The sequence below is a fragment of the Mesorhizobium salmacidum (SeqCode) genome (genome assembly GCF_037179605.1).
Taxonomy (GTDB): domain Bacteria; phylum Pseudomonadota; class Alphaproteobacteria; order Rhizobiales; family Rhizobiaceae; genus Mesorhizobium; species Mesorhizobium salmacidum.
Genome location: NZ_JAPYKS010000010.1, coordinates 61,827 through 80,038, shown reverse-complemented (window position 1 = coordinate 80,038; position 18,212 = coordinate 61,827). Strand labels below are relative to the sequence as shown.

General features: G+C 61.2%; 19 protein-coding genes and 2 pseudogenes. 11 read left to right on the top strand and 10 right to left on the bottom strand.

Annotated elements, in window-relative coordinates; all coding sequences use genetic code 11:
- Window positions 1–71: 71 nt before the first annotated feature.
- The 4 genes from O7A60_RS15370 to O7A60_RS15355 all read left to right on the top strand — a co-directional run bounded on the left by O7A60_RS15370 (window position 72) and on the right by O7A60_RS15355 (window position 3,013).
- Window positions 72–269, top strand: a complete 198-nt coding sequence (locus O7A60_RS15370) for a hypothetical protein (RefSeq protein ID WP_140506309.1) — start codon at window positions 72–74, stop codon at window positions 267–269.
- A gap of 191 nt (window positions 270–460) precedes the next feature.
- Window positions 461–1,333 (top strand): undecaprenyl-diphosphate phosphatase, encoded by an 873-nt coding sequence (locus O7A60_RS15365; RefSeq protein ID WP_337107029.1) that lies wholly within the window; start codon window positions 461–463, stop codon window positions 1,331–1,333.
- Between the two features lie 147 nt (window positions 1,334–1,480).
- On the top strand, window positions 1,481–2,107 hold the full coding sequence (locus O7A60_RS15360) for a transglutaminase-like cysteine peptidase (protein WP_337107028.1): 627 nt from the start codon (window positions 1,481–1,483) through the stop codon (window positions 2,105–2,107).
- 114 nt (window positions 2,108–2,221) lie between these two features.
- Window positions 2,222–3,013 (top strand): phosphodiester glycosidase family protein, encoded by a 792-nt coding sequence (locus tag O7A60_RS15355; protein ID WP_337107027.1) that lies wholly within the window; start codon window positions 2,222–2,224, stop codon window positions 3,011–3,013.
- Window positions 3,014–3,041: 28 nt separating this feature from the next.
- Here the strand turns inward: O7A60_RS15355 and O7A60_RS15350 are convergent, their stop codons facing one another.
- Window positions 3,042–3,674, bottom strand: coding sequence for a DedA family protein (locus O7A60_RS15350; protein ID WP_337107026.1), 633 nt, complete (start codon window positions 3,672–3,674; stop codon window positions 3,042–3,044).
- Window positions 3,675–4,002: 328 nt separating this feature from the next.
- Between O7A60_RS15350 and O7A60_RS31955 the strand changes: the two are divergent.
- Both O7A60_RS31955 and O7A60_RS15345 read left to right on the top strand, forming a co-directional pair.
- Window positions 4,003–4,158 (top strand): annotated as a pseudogene (locus O7A60_RS31955) (glycoside hydrolase family 25 protein); the annotation flags it as partial.
- Window positions 4,159–4,215: 57 nt separating this feature from the next.
- Window positions 4,216–5,076, top strand: a pseudogene (locus O7A60_RS15345) (glycoside hydrolase family 25 protein); the annotation flags it as partial.
- A gap of 38 nt (window positions 5,077–5,114) precedes the next feature.
- Here the strand turns inward: O7A60_RS15345 and O7A60_RS15340 are convergent.
- Window positions 5,115–5,303: a hypothetical protein gene (locus O7A60_RS15340; RefSeq protein ID WP_337107024.1), complete on the bottom strand. Its 189-nt coding sequence runs from the start codon at window positions 5,301–5,303 to the stop codon at window positions 5,115–5,117.
- A 190-nt stretch (window positions 5,304–5,493) separates the two neighbouring features.
- On the opposite strand from O7A60_RS15340, the gene O7A60_RS15335 reads away from it, so the two are divergent.
- Window positions 5,494–6,474, top strand: a complete 981-nt coding sequence (locus O7A60_RS15335; protein ID WP_337107023.1) for a DUF3592 domain-containing protein — start codon at window positions 5,494–5,496, stop codon at window positions 6,472–6,474.
- 12 nt (window positions 6,475–6,486) lie between these two features.
- Here O7A60_RS15335 and O7A60_RS15330 read toward each other — a convergent pair whose 3' ends face one another.
- Window positions 6,487–6,846 (bottom strand): hypothetical protein, encoded by a 360-nt coding sequence (locus O7A60_RS15330; RefSeq protein WP_337107022.1) that lies wholly within the window; start codon window positions 6,844–6,846, stop codon window positions 6,487–6,489.
- A gap of 185 nt (window positions 6,847–7,031) precedes the next feature.
- Here O7A60_RS15330 and O7A60_RS15325 point away from each other — a divergent pair, with 185 nt between their 5' ends.
- Window positions 7,032–7,538 carry a hypothetical protein gene (locus tag O7A60_RS15325; protein WP_337107021.1) on the top strand — a complete coding sequence of 169 codons (507 nt, stop codon included), beginning with the start codon at window positions 7,032–7,034 and terminating at the stop codon, window positions 7,536–7,538.
- Window positions 7,539–7,572: 34 nt separating this feature from the next.
- Window positions 7,573–8,166, top strand: coding sequence for a hypothetical protein (locus O7A60_RS15320; RefSeq protein ID WP_337107020.1), 594 nt, complete (start codon window positions 7,573–7,575; stop codon window positions 8,164–8,166).
- A 119-nt stretch (window positions 8,167–8,285) separates the two neighbouring features.
- Here the strand turns inward: O7A60_RS15320 and O7A60_RS15315 are convergent, their stop codons facing one another.
- The 7 genes from O7A60_RS15315 to O7A60_RS15285 all read right to left on the bottom strand — a co-directional run bounded on the left by O7A60_RS15315 (window position 8,286) and on the right by O7A60_RS15285 (window position 17,372).
- Window positions 8,286–9,323, bottom strand: coding sequence for a hypothetical protein (locus tag O7A60_RS15315; RefSeq protein ID WP_337107019.1), 1,038 nt, complete (start codon window positions 9,321–9,323; stop codon window positions 8,286–8,288).
- 186 nt (window positions 9,324–9,509) lie between these two features.
- On the bottom strand, window positions 9,510–13,307 hold the full coding sequence (locus tag O7A60_RS15310; protein ID WP_337107018.1) for a vitamin B12-dependent ribonucleotide reductase: 3,798 nt from the start codon (window positions 13,305–13,307) through the stop codon (window positions 9,510–9,512).
- A 674-nt stretch (window positions 13,308–13,981) separates the two neighbouring features.
- Window positions 13,982–14,293, bottom strand: a complete 312-nt coding sequence (locus O7A60_RS15305; RefSeq protein ID WP_337107017.1) for a PilZ domain-containing protein — start codon at window positions 14,291–14,293, stop codon at window positions 13,982–13,984.
- Between the two features lie 104 nt (window positions 14,294–14,397).
- Window positions 14,398–14,886, bottom strand: coding sequence for an NUDIX hydrolase (locus tag O7A60_RS15300; protein ID WP_337107016.1), 489 nt, complete (start codon window positions 14,884–14,886; stop codon window positions 14,398–14,400).
- Between the two features lie 211 nt (window positions 14,887–15,097).
- On the bottom strand, window positions 15,098–15,598 hold the full coding sequence (gene gpt / locus O7A60_RS15295; protein ID WP_027145490.1) for a xanthine phosphoribosyltransferase: 501 nt from the start codon (window positions 15,596–15,598) through the stop codon (window positions 15,098–15,100).
- 116 nt (window positions 15,599–15,714) lie between these two features.
- Entirely contained in the window at window positions 15,715–16,548 is an 834-nt protein-coding gene (locus tag O7A60_RS15290) for a universal stress protein (RefSeq protein WP_337107015.1), read from the bottom strand.
- 80 nt (window positions 16,549–16,628) lie between these two features.
- On the bottom strand, window positions 16,629–17,372 hold the full coding sequence (locus O7A60_RS15285) for a competence/damage-inducible protein A (RefSeq protein WP_337107014.1): 744 nt from the start codon (window positions 17,370–17,372) through the stop codon (window positions 16,629–16,631).
- A gap of 279 nt (window positions 17,373–17,651) precedes the next feature.
- On the opposite strand from O7A60_RS15285, the gene O7A60_RS15280 reads away from it, so the two are divergent.
- Entirely contained in the window at window positions 17,652–17,825 is a 174-nt protein-coding gene (locus tag O7A60_RS15280) for a hypothetical protein (protein WP_337107013.1), read from the top strand.
- A 59-nt stretch (window positions 17,826–17,884) separates the two neighbouring features.
- Window positions 17,885–18,166 (top strand): hypothetical protein, encoded by a 282-nt coding sequence (locus O7A60_RS15275; protein ID WP_337107012.1) that lies wholly within the window; start codon window positions 17,885–17,887, stop codon window positions 18,164–18,166.
- Window positions 18,167–18,212 lie beyond the last annotated feature (46 nt).

The window sequence follows — 18,212 nt, the reverse complement described above, 5'->3', positions numbered from 1 at the left end:
AAGCGTCATTGGCGGGCCATCTTTGTCACCCTATCTAAGCGTCGCGGGCCCGGCATTCGAGGAGACGACGGATGAACGACAGCATCAGCACCCTGGACGAGCTTTTGAGCGATCCGATGGTCCTGCTTGTGATGGAGCGTGACCGTGTGCGCCCGGAACAGGTGCGCATGCTGCTCGAACGGGCTCGCCGGCCATCCGCGGAGGAGCCTGTCGTGCCGCCCGCGCATGTGATTGCCAGGACCTGCCAGAAACTCTGGCTTTGCCCGTAATCGTCTTGCCAACCTCCACCCATGGGAGCGTCGCCGGCCCTTCGGGCCGGTTTGAACCGTGCGCGTCTGACGCGGCGGCGCCAGCTTACAAATCCGTAAATTGATTCTACGCTCCATGACGATATGGCTTGCCGGGCACCGATCGCCATCGATGCCTTCGCTAGTCCGATCCCTCCCGCATGGAACCCGACATGGCTGATATCTGCACGCAAGGCGTCGACACGGGCTTTGTCGGCCTTGGAACTGCCAAGGTCGCATTCCTCGGCCTGGTGCAAGGCATCACGGAACTGCTGCCGATTTCTTCGACCGCCCATATGCGCATCGTGCCGGCCGTGCTTGGATGGCAGGATCCGGGCTCCGCTTTCTCCGCCGCCATGCAACTGGCGGCCCTTGCCGCCGTGGTCAGCTATTTCTGGGGCGACGTAAGGGATCTTTTGTTCGGGTCACTCGCCGCCCTCACGCGCCGTGATTTTGCCGACCGGCATTTCCGTCTGGCGCTGTGGATCGTGCTGGCGACGATCCCCATCGTCATTGCCGGCGTGGCGCTCTCGGGCGTTCTCAATACCTGCAATTCGCCGTTGCGCAGCCTGACAGTAATTGGCTGGGCCTGCATCGCCATGGCGGTCCTGCTGGGGCTGGCTGAAATCTTTGCCCGCCATCGGCGCACCATGGCCGACGCGTCGCGGGCCGATGCATTGCTGGTCGGCGTCGCGCAGATCGGCGCCTTGATACCCGGCGTTTCCCGTTCCGGCTCGACCCTGACGGCGGCACTGGGGCTTGGCTTCAAGCGGGCGGAGGCGGCCCGTTTCTCGTTCCTGCTCGGGCTGCCGGCCATCGCGCTTGCCGGCCTCAAGGAATTATGGGAGCTGCACAAGGTGCATCTCGATGCCCATGGATGGTCGGTTCTCGGCCTGGGGCTGCTCGTGGCATCGATATCGGCCTTTTTCGCCATCTGGGGCCTGATGCGCGTGCTGGAACGCTTCTCCGCATGGCCTTTCGTCATCTATCGCGGTGTGCTTGGGGTCGTCCTGCTGGCGGGCGTGGCGATGGGGTGGCTTGTCTAGGCCGGACCCGCACGCTTCCGGTGTTGCACGGCTGCAACCGTCAGGAGAGCATCAACCCATGCCCGAAGATGTGATAGGACGCCTTCATTGACTCCCGGCAATATCCGCCCTTAACGTTCTGTTAACAAAACAGATGGGCGGGGCCGGATGGCATCCTCGATGGGTTGGCGCCGGAAGGCGAAGGGGCTGGGGCTTGCGATTGGCCTGATTGCTTTCTGTTCGGCGGCGAGTTCCGCCTACACGGCTCCCGTCTCCATGGTTATCGGCGGCTCGACCTCCCAGCCGATTGGCCACTATGATTTTTGCAAGATCCATTCCGCCGAGTGCTCGATCCGTTCACCCGACAGCGAGCCGGCACGCTTGACCGCCAGGCTGTCGCGGGAGATCAGCGCCGTAAACCTTTCGGTCAACGCGCGCGTCAAGCCGATGAGCGACATGGACAATTACGGCAAGGAGGAATGGTGGGCCTATCCGGACAATGGCTTCGGCGATTGCGAGGATTACGCGCTGGAAAAGCGGCGTGAGCTCAACAGCCTGGGCATTGCCATAGCCAATCTCCTGATGACGGTGGTTCGCAAGCCGGACGGCGAAGGCCATGCCGTGCTGACGGTGCGTACCGACAAGGGCGACTTCATCCTCGACAACCTTGTCGACAAGGTTCGTCTCTGGAACCAGACGCCGTATCGCTATCTGAAAAGGCAGGCGAGCGACGACACCGGGCACTGGGTCTCCATTCTTGCCGGCGAAGAGAAGCTGGTCAGCGCCGTCAAATAGCCGCCGCGGGCCGTCCGGGCCGTAGTCCACGCTCCCCCTCAAGCAAATCCTTCATCGTGCCGGCAAGCGGTGCTATCCACGACAGTTCGTTGGAACCGACAATCCGGAACGCGCATGGATTTTTTGACACTCCTGCATTCGGCACCCTTGTTGCTGGCCTTGCTCAAGGCCGCGTTGCCGCACGCGGTCGCCACGACGGTGGCATTCGGCCAGTGGTTCGCTTCGGTGCCGCCGTGCCGTGACGTCGCCTTCGAGGCGGCGAGCTTTCTCGTCTGCGAGGTCGATCCAAAACTGTATTCGATCGAACTGTTCTGGAAAGACCCGGCGGGCAAGCCTTTTCAGTCGTTGCACAATCTCGACGACGCCCAGCGCACGGCCGGCCGTACCATGCTGTTTGCCATCAATGCCGGCATGTATCATCCCGACCTCAGGCCGGTCGGCCTCTATGTCGAACGCGGCCAGGAAATGGCCGGTGTGAAGACGGGATCGGGCAGCGGCAATTTTTCGCTGCAGCCGAATGGCATCTTCTACATCGGCGGCGGCAAGGCCGTGGTCCGGGCGACCAGGGACTTTGTCAGGCAGCGGCCAGCGACCGACTATGCGACCCAATCAGGGCCAATGCTGGTGATCGACGGCCAGCTTCACCCGAAATTCCGGTCTGACGGCACGTCGCGCAAGAGCCGCGACGGCGTCGGGGTGCGAAAGGATGGGATTGCCGTCTTTGCCATTTCGAACGGCACGGTGACGTTCCATGCCTTCGCCCGCCTGTTTCGTGACGTGCTAGGCTGCGACAACGCGCTCTTTCTCGACGGCACGATATCGAGCCTGCTCGCTCCGGCCATCGGCCGCAACGACGACTACTGGAACCTGGGGCCGATGATCGGCGTCTTCAGGAAGCGCGGCTGATGCCTGGCGCCCTCGATCGCGACACGCGCTAAGCCCGTGTATCGCGCCCGCCTCGCAGCCTGATGACTATTACGGCGACGATGATCGCCGCCACCATGGCCGCGATCACCGCCAGGCCGAACAGGCTGGTCGCGTCGAGTTCGGGCAGATTGTCGGCCCCTTTCGCCACCAGCCATCCAGGCGACAGCACGACCGGCGCCCAGACGATCGCCGACAGGATGTTGGCGATCTGGAAGCGGCGTCTGTTCATCCCCATCATGCCCGCGACCAGCGGCACGGTGGCACGCACCGGACCGAAGAAGCGGCCGACGAAAACCGCGGCGAAACCGTAGCGCTGGAAGAACAGGCGCGCCCTGGCGATCTCGCGGCGATAGCGGTTGAGCGGCCATTTGTGGACGACGCCGCGCCCGAGCCATTTGCCGAGAAAATAGGAGATGGTGTCGCCGAGCGTCGCACCGATCATCGCGGCGAGGAGAACGGGCAGGGGCTGGACGATACCGGCGCCCACCAGGCCGCCGACGATGATCAGCACCGTGGTGCCGGGCAACAGGATGCCGACCAGCACCAGCGATTCGCCGAAGGCCAGCAATCCGACCACGAGGCCCGCCCAGGCCTGATGGTTCTCGATGAAACAAACGCTCTGGTCGATGAACGACTGCACGCAAGCTCCCTTTTGAAAGTGTTCCTCAGCTGCCGCTGTCGAGCAGGCCCCTGAGTTCGTCGAGCTTGTCGTTGACGAGCCAGCCGCGTGGCCCGGCGCCTTTTCAGGAATCTTGGGAACGCCGGCGCAAACGCCGCAAACCGTTCTCAACAGCCACATCATGGCGCTGTCAAGGCTTGGCCGGACCGCTGCCGGCGGCTGTCTGAAAGAGGCCACAGCTATGGTAAAAAACTTGATTCAATCTTTATTGGTAATTTCTCGTTCATAACTCGTCTGGTTGTCCGTCGGCCGTTGCCTTCGGTCTGTTGTGTTTTGAGTACAGGTCCAGATGCGGTTACCAGGCGTCATCAGTTTCGTGATCGCATCGCTGTGCCTTGCCGGCTGTTCGTCGACATCGGGCATGGATGCGCTCGACATGCAGAAGCCATCCAGTGAAACCACCAGTTCGGTTGTCCGGCCAAGCGCGCCGATCGCATCCGTTCCGCGGACCAAGGCAAACGCGGCGCGCAATCGGGTTGAGGTCGCGTCCGAGGACGACACCGCTCGGCCCTTTGGCCTGGCGGAGGAAGAGACGGTGGCGTTTCCCGCACCCGAACTGCCCGACAGCGTCGAGCCGCCGATAGAGGAGGCTGCCCTGGTGTCGCCGCCGAAGCTGTTGTCGCGGGCGGCACCGCCCATGCTGGCCGGACCGGTCACGCGCTACGGCTTCCGCGATGCCAAGCCGATCAATTTCGGCCGCTCGTCGCCCCGTCACCTTGCCGTGCACGGTGTCGACGTGTCGCGCTGGCAAGGCAACGTGAACTGGGAGAAGCTGCGCGCCCAGGGCGCCAATTTCGCCTACATCAAAGCGACCGACGGTGGCGACCATCTCGACCCGATGTTCGCCAGGAACTGGCGCGGCGCCGACGCCGCCGGCCTCAAGCGCGGCGCCTATCATTTCTTCTACTGGTGCCGCACCGCCGGCGAGCAGGCCGACTGGTTCATCCGCAACGTACCCAGGGTCGAGGGCGCGCTGCCGCCGGTGATCGACGTAGAGTGGAACGGCGACTCCAGTTGCCAGCGGCGCCCTTCGCGCGAAAAGGTGCTGGAAAAGATGCAGGTGTTCATGGACAAGCTGGAGCGCCACTACGGCCAGCGGCCGATCATCTACACGGCGCCGGATTTCTACCGAGACAACCTTCAGGGCGCCTTCCCGGATTATCCGTTCTGGCTGCGCGCCGTGGCCCGGCACCCGTCAAAGGTCTATCCCGATCGCAAGTGGCTGTTCTGGCAGTATTCCGGCTCCGGCCTGTCGCATGGCGTGACCGGCCGCATCGATCTCAACGTCTTCCATGGCGATGAGCGGCAATGGCGCGCCTGGGCCGGCGGCGGCGGCCGGCAGATGATGGCTGACTCGAACTAGGACAGGATACGTCCGCCGCCCAGGCGCTCATTCCCGGCCTATCGGAACTGGTTGCTCCCGCTGTGCTTTTCCTCACTCAGCCGCAGCCGCGTCCTCAAATCCATGATCTCGGCGATGGCGGCATCGATCATGGCGAGAAGCGTCAGCGTGTCGTGCTGGGTTGGGTCGGCCCTGACATAGGCGAGCTGGTTCACGATATCGGGTTCGTCGTCGGCTTTGTCACTCATGCGCATCGTCCCGGCTGTTGTCTTCCTGGATTTTATCCGATCGGGTCGATCGTCAAGTAGCCCTTTTATCACGTCATGGTGCGGATGGCCTTGCCGGCGTTCATTTCCCAATCTTGCGAATAGACAAGACATTTTCGTCGCCGTGCTGTCTATATGCGGGCTGCTGCACTCTTGGTCGTCAGGGGACGAGATGGAGCTCAAATTTCTATTGGTTGGCTTTGCCTGCACGGTCGCCGGCATGCTGTCGATCGTCACCTTCCTGAAATGGCGAGAGGTCAAGGCGACCAGCCGCTGGTTGCCGACGCCTGGAAAGATCGTCTCGTCGCGCGTCGAGGCGCGCGAGGTGACGAGCTCCGGCACTGGCTCGGAGAGCAGCACTTCGACCGAAATCCGCAATTTCCCGGCCATCACCTATGAGTACAAGGTGGGCGGCAAGATGTTTCAAAGTTCGCACTATAGCGTGCAGGAGAACCTCGGAAATTTCGAAGTCGCCGAAACCCTTGCGCGGTTTCCGCGTGGCGCGGCCGTAACCGTGTTCTATGACCCGTCCAGTCCAGGCAAGGCGGTGATCGAGCGCACCATGCCGGATGGCGCCTTCAAGTTCATGATCCAGCTTTCGGCGGGCCTGGTGGTTGGCGCGCTGGTGCTGGTGTTTTCCGTCGGTGGCGTGCTGGAGGCAATCGGGCCGCATTTGCCCAAGCCGCAGAACCTCGGTGCCGCGGCGTTCCTGCTGTTCATGGGTCTTTTTGTGCTGCGCATGGGCTTTGCCCAGAAATCGATGGCTGAGAAGGCGACAAAATGGCCGACCACCGCCGGCCGTATCAATGCCTCCGGCCTGCAGGCGATCAAGACCCGCGACAGGTTCGAAGGCGTGGGCTACCGGCCTTGGCGCACTGTCTTCAAATCCCGCATCATCTACAGCTATGGTGTCGCCGGACAGCGCTACAGCGCCGATCATGTCGCTTTCGGCGCCAGCGTGACGGCCTCGCTGCCCGGCCTCGTCGGCGGTCAGGCGCGGCGGTATGTCGAGGGCGGCAAGGTCGACGTGCGCTATGACCCCGCCAATCCCGCCTCGGCGGTGCTCGAATGCCGGGTGCGCGGGCTCTGGCTGCTGTGGGTCTGTTCGGCAGGCTTTCTCGGAGGCGCGGCGTTGCTGGTCCGGCTGGTCTGAGTGTCGCCGCCTTCAGCAGCGGACGAGAGGTCCGCTGTCGAATCCCCGCCAGGTCAACCGCACCGTCGCGCCATCTCTTTGGATATGGATGATGCGGGAAAATGGCTCGTCCAGCGATGGGTCCTCGCCATAACACTGGCTGGCGCGAACGACCCAACCGGTGGCGGTTTTGCGGAAGCTCGCGTGCTCGCAGCCGAGGTTGGGAAACGACAGGGCCGACTGATCCACCGTGAAGACAGTCTGGCGCTGGACGTCTGCGGTCGCATGGCAGTTCAACCTGTCCCTGGACCACGTCCCGACATAGGGCGCTGCCGCTGCGGCCGGCACAATCGTAGTCGCGGAGATCGCTATGATCATTGCCAAACGCTGCATCTGTTGTTCCCTGGGCCGCTGTGGCTGATCATACAGATTGCGGGCTTGTGTGGGGCAAGTTTTCGACCGAGGTGCGATAAACGCTGCGGCTCCGGATTTCGCTTATGGTTTTGCACGGATGATGCGAGACTGTGCAGCCCGGCACGCAACCGGCCCTGCTTCACAATGCTTTCCCCGAGATTTCGATGATCATTCGCAAACTGGCCTTTGTTGTCCTGGGTTCGCTCGGGCTCATGCAAGCGGCGAGCGCCAAGGAATGCCTCCTGAGCCACGCTACCTATCGGGAGCCACGTTCGGGCGCGGTCATGCAATTCCGGCCGCTCGACAACGAACCGGCGGCACTGACGACGCAGGTGTTCTCGCTGACCGTGCCCCACACCGGCATAAGCCTGCCGGCCGACATCACGTGGACCAACGGCAAAAATGCATTTCCGCTCGGCACCATCCGCCACGCCTGCACCGATGACGACCGCGAAGCGGGTCTTCAGGACGGCAGCGGGCTGTGCAGGATATGGGACGGGCAGGTCTACGCCCTGACCGGAGGCGGCGCCGAGCAGCTGAATTCCCGCGAAGCGACACCGGCGCCGAAAGGGCTATTGCTGCCGGAGTTCGGTGCGACGTTCGCCGAATGGCCGGATTTCACCAACGCCAACCCCGACGGCTCGGCCTGGGATGCCTTTGCCTTGATGTGATGCAGCGATGAATAGCGCGATGAGACTGATCAGCTTGACCTTCGCCCTGCTTGCGTCCGGATCGATTCCCGCTGTGGCGGGCGAATCGGCGCCGTCGCGCCCGCCCATCGACAAATGCGTTTGGGAAAGGCTGACGGACAAAAATATCGGGCTCGCCGCCTGGGTGCAGCGTTGCGACTTCGGTTTTCGCCAGATCCATTTCGAATTCGCCGGCAATGCACTCGCCATCAAGTACAGCGATGGCGGCGCGACGGATCCTCTTGTCGAGGTGTTCCACATCAAATCAGGCGAAACGGGCGAGGCTGCCGTGGAGCGTCTGTTGCAGGAGAAGACCGACAAGGCTATCAGCGCACGCTGCGTGGTGACGCCTTACACCGAGGGCACCGTGCCCGCCGGCGTCAAGCGCTACACATTCAGCCCCGACGCTGCCTATGCGAAAGAGCTGAAGGCACTTGCCAACCCCAATGAGGTTCCCGAACCACCCTGCGGCGATTGGGGCGAAATGCCAGATGGCATCCAATACTTTGAAGCTCCAGCGGGCGAGGGGCGCAAGCTGCTGTTTGTCCGCGTCGGTCAGGACGAGCCGTTGTTTGATGAGCAGACCTTGGAAGTGCTGCCGGAGGGGTAGGCGCGCTGGGCCAATCGGGATTGAGAGACCGCATTGACCTTAGCTTGTCCCAGTCGACGTCAAAGCGTAACGCTACCGAGTTGGCGGCAGCGGATGGCAATCTTGGAGCACCAACTACTTCAAAGATTCGCCCCAACGCGACGGATAGCTTCGGGCAGATCTCGCAAGCTACCCACGATTTTGGTAGTATCGATTGATTGACAGCCCTTCATCAAATTGGCCATTCTACGGTCGCATCGTATCAGGTCGACATCTTTCAAATAAATTAGATGAATTAAGTCGGCGAAATCTGATGGTGCTGGATCAATTCTACCATTTTGCAAAGCATTGAAATAATGATCAAAATGGCCACCCCTGCCGACTCCAAACTTCTCGTCGAGCTTTAAGTCAGCCTTAGGCATCTTTGGTTTGCGTGGCCGCTCGGGGAGCGCAATTGACGATCTAAAATCTTTTGGAAAATCAGAATTATGCAGAGTATGATGTAAATCAGAGTGAGCTTTCTTAGCAGATTTGTAAATTTCATCAACTTTCTGGCTCTGTATCTTAAAATTCTCAATTGCCGTCGAAAGTTTATGGTATGATTTATCAATTAGATTCTCAAGAGGGTTGTCCTTTTCTGAGTACTCGTACCAAATCTGAATAAATGCTTCTGGGTCGCTTAACCATCGGGTGAGCTCTCTCGACACGATATTGGCAGAAATAGTGCCGTTAACATAACCTTGAATATAACCTCCGGAGAGAATCTCATCTGAGATTGGCATATTTGGAAAATCAGACTTCTTCAATTCGTGATAGGGTAATTGGCGAACTAAATCCAGGTAGCCAGATTTTGATTTTAGCTGCCGTCGTAACTTTCGAGTTATTCGATCATCCTTTGCAATGCCGTTTCGGATACCCTCCCACAGATTGTCCTTTAGCGCCTTGGGAGAGAAAGATTCGAGTGCCGACAACGGCATCCAAATTCCGTCATTAGGAAATTGAGCGCCGGATTTCAAATCTGCCAGGTAAGGAAATGCATTAGCCTGACAAACGGCTTTGAGAAAGCGCGCTATCCGAAGCCGCTCGGGCTTATGTTTGGCATCATACTTTCTGAAAAGCTCAAACATTAACGGGTAAGAGTAACCCGTAACTATTTCGCCACTTTCAATGCCAGCCAACAGAAATTCCTTGGTGTCAGAATGTTCAGATACCTCTTTCGCCATCTCGTTATAATCTGAGGTGTCTAGGTAAATTCGAACGGGTCTGGCAGTTGGCCTCATATTCAAGCTTTGTTCCGGTAGCCGTATACGCACAAGACAATTTGCCTTGTGCGTATACGGATGGCTAGTAGCATCCCAAAGTTCTCAGCTGCACCCGCTCGTGGCGCCGCACGTATCGCACTTCTCGCAGGTCCCGTTCCGCACCATGGTAAAATTCTGGCACTCGGAGCAGGAATTGCCGGTGTAGCCCTGGAGCAGCGACTTGGCGCGGCGGTCGGCGGCGAGTTTCTTCGCCTCGGCCGCTTCATGGGCCGCCGTATCGGTGAACAGGGCCGCGGTGCGATCGGTCGAGGCATCGGAGGCCGCTTCCTCGAAGGCGATGTCTTCCGCCAATTCCTTGGCCCGCTCCTCATAGTCGCGCTTGTAGGCGATCGCCTCGTCGCTCGCCGGCTTCAACGCAAGCACGTTGGAGCCGGAGAAGGCCGTCGGCGCCGAACGGGCAGGGATGCCGGAGGAGCCGGCAAAACCCTTCGGCTCGTTGCCGCTTGCCCTCGAAACCAGCTTCACCGGCGAGCCGCGGGTCAGGCCCTTGGAGACGGCGTCGGTCTTGCCTTCGCTGATGCCGCGGCCAAGTGCGGTGTTGGAGAAGTCCGACTGGTCGACATGGGCGAGATCGTTGCGGCCGAGATAGGAGATGGCCAGTTCACGGAACACGTAGTCGAGGATCGACGTCGCGCTCTTGATGGCATCGTTGCCGATGACCATGCCGGCCGGCTCGAACTTGGTGAAGGTGAAGGCGTGCACATATTCGTCGAGCGGCACGCCATATTGCAGGCCAAGCGAGATCGCGATGGCGAAGTTGTTGAGAAGGCCACGCAGCGTGGCACCCTCCTTGTTCATGTCGATGAAAATCTCGCCGAGACGGCCATCGTCATATTCGCCGGTGCGCAGGAAGATGGTGTTGCCACCGATCTTGGCCTTCTGCGTGTAACCCTTGCGGCGGCCGGGCAGCTTTTCCTGCTCGCGCGACACGCGTTCGATGATGCGTTCGACGATGCGCTCGGTGATCTGCGCCGCGCGCGCCGCAGCCGGTGCCTGGATCAGCTGCTCGATCGCATCGTCGTCATCCTCCTCGCCATCGGCGAGCAGCGAGGCATTGAGCGGCTGCGATAGCTTCGAGCCGTCGCGATAGAGCGCGTTCGCCTTCAGCGCCAGCTTCCACGACAGCATGTAGGCGTTCTTGGCGTCCTCCACCGTCGCGTCGTTCGGCATGTTGATGGTCTTGGAGATGGCGCCGGAGATGAAGGGTTGGGCCGCCGCCATCATCTGGATGTGGCTGTTGATCGAAAGCGAGCGCTTGCCGATCTTGCCGCAGGGGCTGGCGCAGTCGAACACGGGGAGGTGTTCGGCCTTGAGGAAGGGCGCGCCTTCCAGCGTCATCGCACCGCAGACATGGATGTTGGCGGCCTCGATGTCCTTCCGGGAGAAACCCAGCGCCGGCAGCATTTCGAACGAGAAGTCGTTGAGCTGCTCGTCGGTGAAGCCAAAGGTCTCCTTCACCCAGTCGGCGCCGAGCGTCCACTGGTTGAAGACGAACTTGATGTCGAAGGCCGACTTCAGCGCGGCGTTGAGCGCCGCGATCTTGTCGTCGGTGAAGCCCTTGGCCTTGAGCGAGCCGGGGTTGACGGCCGGCGCCTGGTTGAGATTGCCGTGGCCGACCGCATAGGCCTCGATCTCGGCGATCTGGCTCTCGGAATAACCGAGCGTGCGCAGCGCTTCCGGCACGGCGCGGTTGATGATCTTGAAATAACCGCCGCCCGCGAGCTTCTTGAACTTCACCAGGGCGAAGTCGGGCTCGATGCCGGTGGTGTCGCAATCCATCACCAGGCCGATCGTGCCGGTGGGCGCGATCACGGTTGCCTGCGCGTTGCGGTAGCCATGCTCCTCGCCGAGCTCGATGGCGCGGTCCCATGCGGCCTTGGCGTGGGTGGCCAAATCCTGCTGCTTCAGGTCCGACGCCACGAGAGGCACCGGATTGACGGCGAGCTTTTCGTAACCGTCCTTGTCGCCATAGGCGGCGCGACGATGATTGCGCATGACGCGCAGCATGTTCTGGGCGTTGCGGTCATAGTCGGGGAAGGCGCCGAGTTCGGAAGCCATTTCCGCCGAGGTGGAGTAGGCGACGCCGGTCATGATTGCGGTCAGCGCGGCGCAGATGGCGCGGCCCTCGTCGGAATCGTAGGGAATGCCCGAAGTCATCAGCAGGCCGCCGATATTGGCATAGCCGAGGCCCAGCGTGCGGTAGTCGTAGGAGAGCTTGGCGATCTCCTTCGACGGGAACTGCGCCATCATCACCGAGATTTCCAGAACCATGGTCCACAGCCGCACCGTGTGCTCGTAAGCAGCGATATCGATCGTGCCGTCGGCATTGCGGTAGGGGAGCAGGTTGATCGAGGCGAGGTTGCAGGCCGTGTCGTCAAGGAACATGTATTCCGAGCACGGGTTGGAGGCCCGGATCGCACCGGCCGAAGCGCAGGTGTGCCAGTCGTTCATCGTCGTGTTGAAATGCAAGCCGGGATCCGCCGAAGCCCAGGCGGCGTAGCCGATCTTTTCCCAGAGGTCCCGCGCCTTCAGCGTCTTCAAGACCTTGCCATCCTTGCGGGCGGTCAGGTGCCAGTCGGCGTCGGTCTCGACGGCGCGCAGGAAGTTGTCCTTCAGCGACACCGAATTGTTGGAGTTCTGGCCCGAAACGGTGAGGTAGGCGTCAGAATCCCAGTCGGTGTCGTAGGTCTTGAACGACATCGACTTGTAGCCCTGCTTGGCGAACTGGATGACGCGGTAGATGTAGTTTTCCGGCACCGCCGATTTCTTGGCCGCCTTGATTTCGCGCTTCAGCGCCGTGTTGACGGCCGGATCGAAGCAGTCGTCGTCATGGCCTTCGCAATTGACGCAAGCCTTCATGATCGCTTCGAGATGCTTCTTGACGATCTTGGAACCGGTTACCAGCGAGGCGACCTTCTGCTCTTCATTGACCTTCCAGTCGATGAATTCTTCGATGTCGGGGTGGTCGGCGTCGACGATGACCATTTTCGCGGCGCGGCGCGTCGTGCCGCCCGACTTGATGGCGCCCGCCGCACGGTCGCCGATCTTGAGGAAGCTCATCAGGCCGGACGAGCGGCCGCCGCCGGACAGCTTTTCGCCTTCGCCGCGCAGCAGCGAGAAGTTCGAGCCGGTGCCGGAGCCATATTTGAACAGGCGCGCCTCGCGCACCCACAAATCCATGATGCCGCCCTCGTTGACGAGGTCGTCCTGCACGCCCTGAATGAAGCAGGCATGCGGCTGCGGATGCTCATAGGAGGATTTCGACTTCGTCAGCTTGCCTGTGAAGGGGTCGACATAGAAGTGGCCCTGGCTCGGGCCGTCGATGCCATAGGCCCAGTGCAGGCCGGTGTTGAACCATTGCGGCGAGTTCGGCGCGACGCGCTGCGTGGCCAGCATGTAGGCAAGCTCGTCGCGGAAGGCGCGCGCGTCTTCCTCCGAAGCCTTGAAGTAGCCGCCCTTCCAGCCCCAATAGGTCCAGGTGCCGGCCAGCCGGTCGAAGACCTGGCGGGCGTCGATCTCGGAGCCGTAGCGCTCGGCTTCCGGCAGCTTGGCGAGTTCGGCCTCATCGGCGACGGAGCGCCACAGGAAGGAAGGGACGTCGTTCTCCTCGACCTTCTTCAGGCGCGCGGGAACGCCGGCCTTGCGAAAATATTTTTGGGCCAGGATGTCGGCGGCGACTTGGGAGAACTGCGCCGGCACGTCGATGTTGTCCAAGCGGAACACCACCGAGCCATCCGGATTCTTGATCTCGGAAAGCGCCTTGCGGAATTCGATCTCCGCATAAGCGGCCCCTTCTTGGCCTGCATGTCCTGGCTTGGTGAAACGACGCTCGATGCGCATTGGTCCGGTCCCTTTTGTCTATATATAGCGCTTTCATCGGGGGATTTCTGCCCCCAAAAGACGAAACGCGCAGTCCGCCGTTTGCCGGCATCGCGAACAATGCCGGCATCTCCTCTTCGCAGGCGCGGCCACGCACACGACAAAACGCCTTGCCGGGCATTTGCCGAGGCTGCCAACCGACCCCGCGGGTCCCTCAAAACTGAATTTTTCGATTCCCTCACCCGAGGGAAGTTCACACTATCTAGCGTCGAACCTAGCTGCAAACACTAAATATAGTATTAACAGACAATTTATTCCAGTCCGACAATTCTCCCTTTCGTCGCCCCACCACCCACGATCCCAACGCTTCCGCCGGCCTCGTAAACAGGCGGAAATGCGGGCAAAACGCACATAATCCGGGAAAAAGACCGGGCTCAGAACTTTCCGGTCGCGCTCTCAACAGGAGCGCATGGCCTATAAAAGGCGACTCGTTTCGAGCCGTCAAGGATTCGTTTGCGTAGCTTTTGTAACCCCAACATCTTGTGTGTCACACATGTGGATAACGGGGATAGAATTGACCGCTGTGGCTGCCACTTTCCGGCGGCAGGCACACGCGGTCACCCAGTCCGCGATACGCGGGCTGCGTAAGACTGTCCCGCAGGCTGCAAAAGCCAGGCAAGCCGGTGCGCAGGGCGTCAGCCGTAGTGCAGCTTCGGCTTGGGTTCGGTACCGGTGAACTGTACGCCGATCCGGTCGTTGCGGCGCCAGCGGACCTCGCAGCGATAGGCGACGCCGTCGAGCGGCACATACAGAAGGAAATGATCGGGAACCCGGGCTTCGAGCGGCATTTTCAGTTCTGCGCCGTCCGCATGCTGGTTGCGCACCGTGCAACCGACTTCTGAATTCTGGATCCCGGTGATGATCGTTCCACCTTTGAGCACGCGCGGCCGATGCTCGCGCTTTGGCTCGCCGGGATCTTGCTGAAGTGGGTCTACGGGTTTCGTCATCGATCAAACCAGGAGTGACCGATTCTTAGCGAAGAAAAATTAGCAAATCATTGCGGCACAGCACAAGGTTGTGAATCCGCCGTGATACACGCAAAAGGCGTCTATCAGGAGAACCTGCGCGGGTCGGCACAGAAATAGGCGATGATCTGACAGAGGTCGGGCTCATTGACCATGCGCACGGCTTCGCTGGAACTGACCCATTTGCGGGTGCGGGAGTGCTTTTCCTTCCAGCGGTCCGCGATCTTGTCGACGTGCAGCGGAAACACCAGCACCTCGCAAGGCACTTCTTCGCCCGAAGCCATCACCTTGGCATAGAAATAGCGGCCGGCTTCGAGATGGGCGATGTTGCCGCGCAGACCGGCTTCCTCGGCGGCCTCGCGCGCGGCCGCTTCGCAGAGCGGCTCCCTGGCTTCCGGCCATCCTTTCGGCAACACCCACCGGCCAGTGTCGCGGCTGGTGATCAGCATGACCTCGACGCCATCCCCAGTATCGCGCCAGGGCAGGGCAGCAACCTGCAGACGGCACGGCGCCGTGCCAAAGAGCCGTCGGACTCTTTCAGCAAGGTGGTTGTGCGTCGTTGGCCGTGTCAACATCGGAGAAGCTAGCCCCAGCCTCCAGAATCGTTTGCCGTCTTATGAATCTTACGGCTAATTGTGGCCAATAAAAGTAAAAACTTCGGTCACGCCGGCTAATTCCCGTCAACAAGGCGTCGATTTCACAGGATAGCTTGTCGGCGGGTCGCTCCGCGCAAGCAAATATCGTCATCGGCGCTGGCTTGATTGGCAAAAAGCGGCTTGCCTCGAATCAGCCGGCGTGATCGTCGGCGATCGGCTTCTGATAGGTGAAGCCCATGTCCCAGGGAAAATAGATCCAGGTGTCCTGGCTGACCTCGGTGACGAAAGTATCGACCAGCGGCCGGCCCTTGGGCTTGGCGTAGACGGTCGCGAAATGGGCCTTGGGCATCATTGCGCGCACGATGCCGGCGGTCTTGCCGGTGTCGGTCAGGTCGTCGATGATCAGCACGCCGGCGCCATCGTCGGCCAGCAAGGCCGGCGTGATCTCCTTCAGCACCTGCAATTGTCCCTGGCTGGTGTAGTCGTGATAGGAGGCGACACAGACCGTCTCGATGACACGGATGCCGAGTTCGCGCGAGATGATAGCCGCCGGGACCAGGCCACCGCGCGTGATGCAGACAATAGCCTTCCATTGACCCTTGCTTGCGCCGGCAAGCCGCCAGGCAAGTGCGCGGGCGTCGCGATGGAACTGGTCCCAGGAGACCGGGAAAGCTTTTTCGGGAAGGGACATGTCTCGCGCACTCCGCGGCACGCGACAGCCGCGTGCAAGAAAACAGGGGAATGCGCGCGGAATTAACTGGAAACCCCACGGCTTGGCAAGGGTGGCTGGTAGCGATCGCTGTGGACTTACCGCGACAGGAAGGCTGCTACCTGTGCCGTGCGCAGCACCGTGCGCGTCACCCCGCCGAACAGTAGCTGGCGCAGCCAGGAGTGGCTGTAGGCGCCCAGCACCAGCAGATCGGCGCCGGTCTCGGCGATCCTGTTCTGGATCATGTCGTCGACCGAGGTGCCGCCCGATTTCTGCACCGAGACGCTGACGGTGGCGCCGTGGCGCGACAGCGCGGAGGCGATTTCGGCGCCCGCGGCCTCCGGGCTTTCGTCGAGCGTATCGGGTGGATCGATGACCAGTATGTCGGTTTTGTCGGCCTCGATGATGAAGGGCAGGGCATCGAAGGCGGCGCGGGCGGCCTCCTTGCTGCCGTTCCAGGCGAGCAGAACGCGTTTGAAGGTGGTGACGAGAGGGCCGGCATGCGGCACCACCAGCACCGGCCGGCCGGCATCGTAGACCAGCGTATCGACGTCTGCGCTAGGATCGCCGTCGGTCTCGCGTTGGGCGGCGATGATGAGATCGGCGGCGCGCACGTTTGAAATGCCGGTCAGCGCGCTGTCGCCGGAGAAGCTCTCCAGGCTGCGCCATTCGAAGGAAAGGCCGGAATCCTCGATGCGCCTCAGAAAGAAAGCCTGGAGTTTTTCGGCCCGCTCCCGGTTCATGTCGGCGGAAACCTGCAGGAACTCCGTATCGGGAAAACCCGTCGCCGAAGTGTAGGGCACCGGGAGCGCCTCGGCATGGATGCCGATCAGATGGCTTTCGAAGCGGCTGGCAAGCGGAATGGCGCAGTCGAGCACCCGCTCGGCGTCCTGCTCGTTCTGCAGAATGGCAACGATGGTCTTGAAGCGCATGATGATCTCTCGATCTTGCGAGTGACGGGTCGCGGCAGGGAAACGTTGCGGCGTCGGCCTTGGTTCCGGTTTGCGCCGGATCAGCTCGCCTTGCCGGCGAAGCCGGCCACCATGGCCTCGACATCGGCGCGCGCGGCTTCAAGCGCATCCGCGCCGCGGGCACGAACCACCAGTTCGGTCCAGAATTTGCCATCGCCATATTTGGGGTAGGAGCCGATGATCGTATCCGGATGCGCTTTCTGGATCTCACCCAACGGCCCCCCGACAAGGCCCTCGCCGAACGGACAGTGCACCGTGGCCGACAGCATTTTCGTGCCGGTCTTCAGCGTCGGGACGACATTGTCGAGCATGGCCTGGAAGATCGACGGCACGCCGGCCATGACATGGACGTTGCCAATGCGGAAGCCGGGGGCCACGGACACCGGGTTGTCGATGTGGTCGGCGCCGCGCGGCATTCGCGCCATGCGCTTGCGAGCCTCCGTGTATTCGATGCCGCGTGCGGCATAGCTCGCCTCCAGCAGGGCATAGGCCTTGGCATCGTATTCACAGGGCACGCCGAATGCCTTGGCGATCGAATCGGCCGTGATGTCGTCATGCGTCGGGCCGATCCCGCCGGTGGTGAACACATAGGTATAGCGTGTGCGCACGGCATTCACCGCCGCGACGATCTCGTCTTCCTCGTCGGGAACAATGCGCACCTCTTTCAGGTCGATGCCGATTGCCGTCATGATATCGGCAAGGTGGCCGATGTTCTTGTCCTTGGTGCGGCCGGACAGAATCTCATCGCCGATGACAAGCATGGCGGCAGTGACGATTTCAGGCATGGAAGGCTCCGGCGGACGGGACGTCTGAATAGCGCGACCGACGGGCGGCGGCAATGCCCGCCAAATGGCGAACGTTCCCACAAGGATATCACCGGGTCGCCGGCGGCGGGTGGCTGGGGCTGCGGCCGGCGCATTTCCATGCGACTTCGACCGATGTCGTCGCGGTCGAACAGGATCTCGGCGGCGTCGAGCAGCGTTACGGCGAGATTGTTATGCCGGCCGGCATCCTATTCGGCAGCGCCGACCGCGTCATCGGCATGGCCATTCCACGGCGAACCGATGCGCGACGGGATCGGCGGGCTCGATTTCGAGGCGGTCGACGGCCTTGGCCACATGCCGCAATTCGCCGCGCCTGAACAAGTCGTCGCGTTCATCGAGCGCATCGCGGCGCGCGCTTTTGTCGCCCCGGCATCACCGCTACTTCACGAGAATTTCAGGGAACCATTCGGCTGACTATTGGGTTTTCACCCTGTCGCATCCAAGACGACCAAAGTAGATACGGAGTAACTAATATGTATGTAAAATTTCTAGCCGCATCCGCTCTGACGATTGGTCTCGCCACATCGGCCATGGCTCAGTCGTCAGAACCGACATATACCAACCACAGCTGGTGGCTGTTCGGCAACAATGATGAGACAACTGTCGATCCACGCACCACGGGAAGCATCAACGCCTACGGCTCGGGGCTGAGCACCCAAGGCCAAACTGGAGGTATCGGGCCATGTGCTCACAACACGCCTGGTCCCGACGCCAATTCCGGGCAGAACGTCAACGATCAGTACTGCGGCAAGTAATTCGGCCACAGGGCGCCGGCTGGCCGCGGATGGTTTTCATATTATC